General features: G+C 60.6%; 5 protein-coding genes. 2 read left to right on the top strand and 3 right to left on the bottom strand.

Going from position 1 to position 3,458, the window contains the following annotated elements:
- The 3 genes from OXG98_12965 to OXG98_12955 all read right to left on the bottom strand — a co-directional run.
- Positions 1-425: enoyl-CoA hydratase/isomerase family protein (locus OXG98_12965; GenBank protein ID MCY3772914.1), on the bottom strand; the 425-nt coding region annotated here is incomplete at its 3' end.
- A gap of 98 nt (positions 426-523) precedes the next feature.
- Positions 524-1,588 (bottom strand): LLM class flavin-dependent oxidoreductase, encoded by a 1,065-nt coding sequence (locus tag OXG98_12960; GenBank protein MCY3772913.1) that lies wholly within the window; start codon positions 1,586-1,588, stop codon positions 524-526.
- A 38-nt stretch (positions 1,589-1,626) separates the two neighbouring features.
- A complete protein-coding gene (locus OXG98_12955) occupies positions 1,627-2,589 on the bottom strand; it encodes an NAD(P)-dependent oxidoreductase (protein ID MCY3772912.1) in 963 nt (320 codons plus the stop codon).
- Between the two features lie 178 nt (positions 2,590-2,767).
- Between OXG98_12955 and OXG98_12950 the strand changes: the two genes are divergently transcribed.
- Both OXG98_12950 and OXG98_12945 read left to right on the top strand, forming a co-directional pair.
- The gene (locus OXG98_12950) at positions 2,768-3,199 is read left to right on the top strand and encodes a carboxymuconolactone decarboxylase family protein (GenBank protein MCY3772911.1); all 432 of its coding nucleotides are present in this window, start codon (positions 2,768-2,770) and stop codon (positions 3,197-3,199) included.
- Positions 3,200-3,346: 147 nt separating this feature from the next.
- Positions 3,347-3,458: penicillin acylase family protein (locus OXG98_12945; GenBank protein ID MCY3772910.1), on the top strand; the 112-nt coding region annotated here is incomplete at its 3' end.

The following is a 3,458-nucleotide window of genomic DNA, read 5'->3' as shown; positions in this document are numbered from 1 at the left end:
CGGATATCGCAGGCCAGCGCCATCTGCAGGCCCGCACCCAGAGCATAGCCCCGGGCCGCGGCAATAGTCGGATAGGGGGCTTCCTCAAGCCAGGTGAAGGCTTCCTGAAAACCCTGGATAATGGACACCATAGGATCATCGTCGGCCACCACCTCGGGCATGGGCTCATGTTCGTGTCCGTTAAAGACCACGCCGCCAAAGGCCGAGGTATCAATACCGGTTGAAAAGGCGCGGCCTTCGCCAATCACGACGAGCGCCCGTAACTGGTTTTCGCGCGCATGTGCTTCGGTGGCAAGGGTCTGACCGAGTTCCTGTAAGGCCTGCCACATCTGGGGCGTCATGGCGTTCAGCTTTTCCGCCCGGTTGAGACGCAGCCAACCTATATGTCCGACCTGTTCATAGCGTACCGCTTCGCCTTGCGTCATATTTATATCTACATTCCTTCCGAGAGAGTGGCTCTCAACGTAGCGGTTTCAGTCGCTGATTCCAAACCCCTCGGCGGAATCACGCGCTGCACGCTCGGCTACTGGTTTCTATACGGTCCGATAATCTCTCGGGCGAACTCCACGATACTTTCTTCCACCAGACCCCACGGAGGTGAGACAACAATCTGGGTGAGTCCGGCGGCTTCAAGCTGATGGAGGCGTTCGAGAATATCATCGCGCGAGCCGGTCAGGCTCATGGACCGAATGGCCTCGGGAGTAATGAATTTCTCTTCGCCCGGATGCAGAAAGCGCGAGTGCGTGGCGTGTATGTCTTCCCAGCGGTCGTCCAGATAGCGCTGGTAGTCCGGAGTCAGAAAGGGCTGTAAAAAAGGCGGCACCGTTTTGCCCTGTTTGGCGACTTCATAGGCATAGTGCAGGGCCACCGCAATGCGCGGGCCGACCCGCGACAGCACGCGCGGACTGTTCACGGCCTCGCCGGCTTGCAGCACGCAGGAGATGCCGAGCGTAACCACGCCGAAGTCGGACGGTTTTCCGCCGTTCCGGCCCTCCCAGCCCCGTGCGACTGCCGCCAGATTGCGGGTGAGCGACTCGGGCGAAAGCAGGCTCAGGGTCAACAGGCCGTCGCCCCGCTCACCGGCCAGGGCCTGGGCCCTGGGATGCGAGGCCGCCAGATAGACGGGGATGCGCTCGCGTGTGTTAATATAGCCGTGCTCGACATCCATGAACCGAATCCGGCTCTGCCGGCCGCGCTCGTGATAGGGGACAGTCTCACCTCGGAGCAGGCCCTGGCAGACCTCGACCGCGTGTCGGAACTCCGCAAGCGAAGCCGGTGGCATGTCCATGGTCCGCCAGGCCGTATGACCGGTGCCCAGACCGAGAATCACCCGACCGGGCGCAAGCTGATTGATGGTGGCAATGGAGTGCGCAATGACGGGCGGAATCCGCGTCCCAACAATAGTGACGCCGGTCCCGAGTCGGATCGTTTTTGTCTGCGCGGCGGCCAGGGCCATACAGGCATATACGTCCGAGGTGAGCATCTGCGAGTCCACAAACCAGGCATGAGTAAACCCCATCTGCTCGGCCAGCAGGGCGTGTTTCCATCCGTTGTGAATATGCGACTGAAAACCAACTCCGAAGTCCATAGACACTCTCTCTTTAACCCTCTTTCACCAAGTCGCCTCTAGCGTGGCTCCAGCGGCATGTCTTCGCGTTTGCGTACGTCGTTCAGATAGGCCAGGATGCCGTCCTCGACCGTATACGTGGGTGTGAAGTCCAGCTCGGTTCGCAGGCGATCTGTCTTGACCAGCGAGGTCATGGCTACGGGTTTGTCGCTGACCGAGATGTTGGCGCCGGGCAGCAACTCGCGCAGATAGGCCGTGATCTCGCCCGTCTTGCGGCTGGGGCCGGCCATGTTGAACACGCGGGATTGCGGGTTTTCAATATGATACGCCCGACGAAAGACCTCGGCGGCATCGGCAACATAGAGCCAGTCGGCAATCTGCTCGTCCTGCGGCATGATAACCGGCTTGCCGAGCAGGGCCAGCTCAGGGGCCACCATAAAATGATCTCCCGCCGCGCCCCGGCGCTGGCCGCGCCCTTCGCCAAACACCGAGGTCGGCCGGATCGCAATGAAGTCCATGCCATAGGCGTGATTATAGTAGTCCGCGGTATGCTCGTTGAATAATTTGCACGCGCCGTACAGGCCGGCCTGATTGCTGGTGGACGGAGCGGGCGGGTCATCTTCGCTCAACTCCGGGGCGGTGCTGGCCGTGCGCTCGGGAAATACGGCGACCGAACTCATATACACCACGCGCTTCAGGCCGCTCAGCCGGGCGGCCTCAAAGATATTGGTGGTGCCGATACAATTCACGTTGATCGACGGCAGCGGATTGCGGATGCCGCCGGTCCCCAGATAGTAGGCGAGGTGAATAATCCCCTCGATTTTATTGCGCTGGATCGCGTGTACGTGCGCTGGCGCTTCCATGACGTCTCCCTCGGCTACTGCCACCTGCTCGGCCACGGCGTCGGCCGCCTCGCGGTGCGGGACGGTATCGAGAATGACGACGTTCTCTCCCGACTGAACCAGATGTCGTGTCAGATGCCGGCCCAAAAACCCGGTGCCCCCGGTAATCAGAATCGCCATATGTACAGCCTCCTTAGAGACTGCTGTACGGAATTTCTGACCAGGCCGCAACTCTCCCGCTGCACCCGGCGTGCCATCCGCCCTTTCTTTCTGTCTCTTTTTGGGACACCCTGAGGCGGCAATCCGAACGAGGCGGGTTGAAAGACCGCTTATCGCCAGTCACAAGGGAGGGAGTGCTATGACGCGTACTGCAACCGTGCGCATGGTTGCGGAAGAAGAAGCCAGGGGCAAAGTCGCGCAGATATATGCCGACATCAAAGCCACCAAGGGTATTCCGGCGGTGCCGAATTTCTGGCGGGTACTGGCCAGCCATCCGGACAATCTGGAGATGATCTGGACCCGGCTGAAAGCGCTCATGCACCCCGAGGCCAGCGGACGGGAATCGCCCCTTGATCCTCGCACCCGCGAGATTATTGCCCTGGCCGTTTCGGCCACCAACGGCTGTGCCTACTGTATTAACTCCCACACCGCGGCCCTGCGGAAGCTCGGCTGCGACACCGAAACGCTGGGGGAAGTCATGGCTATTGTGGCGCTGTTCAACAGCACCAACGCCCTGGCGGACGGCTATCAGATCACACCGGACGTATTACCGCCTGTTGATGAGGCGTAACCAAGACCGTGTATGACAGGAGCGACTATGTCGACGGTTTCACAAGCTGCGTCTGTACTTGCTCCCTTCTGGTGTGTCGCCCCCTGTCTCTCTCCGTCCCTGGGTCGTACCGCGGTCGTGCCTCAGACAAGCGTTCAGGAGGATGGAATGGAAACACTGCGCCTCTCCGGGCTCCGCGAGCCGGTCGAAATCCTGACCGACCGCTGGGGCATTGCCCACATCTATGCAAAGAACCAGCACGACCTGTTTTTTGCCCAAG

This window comes from Gemmatimonadota bacterium (genome assembly GCA_026706345.1).
GTDB lineage: Bacteria > JAAXHH01 > JAAXHH01 > JAAXHH01 > JAAXHH01 > JAAXHH01.
This window is presented reverse-complemented; position numbering and strand designations above follow the sequence as displayed.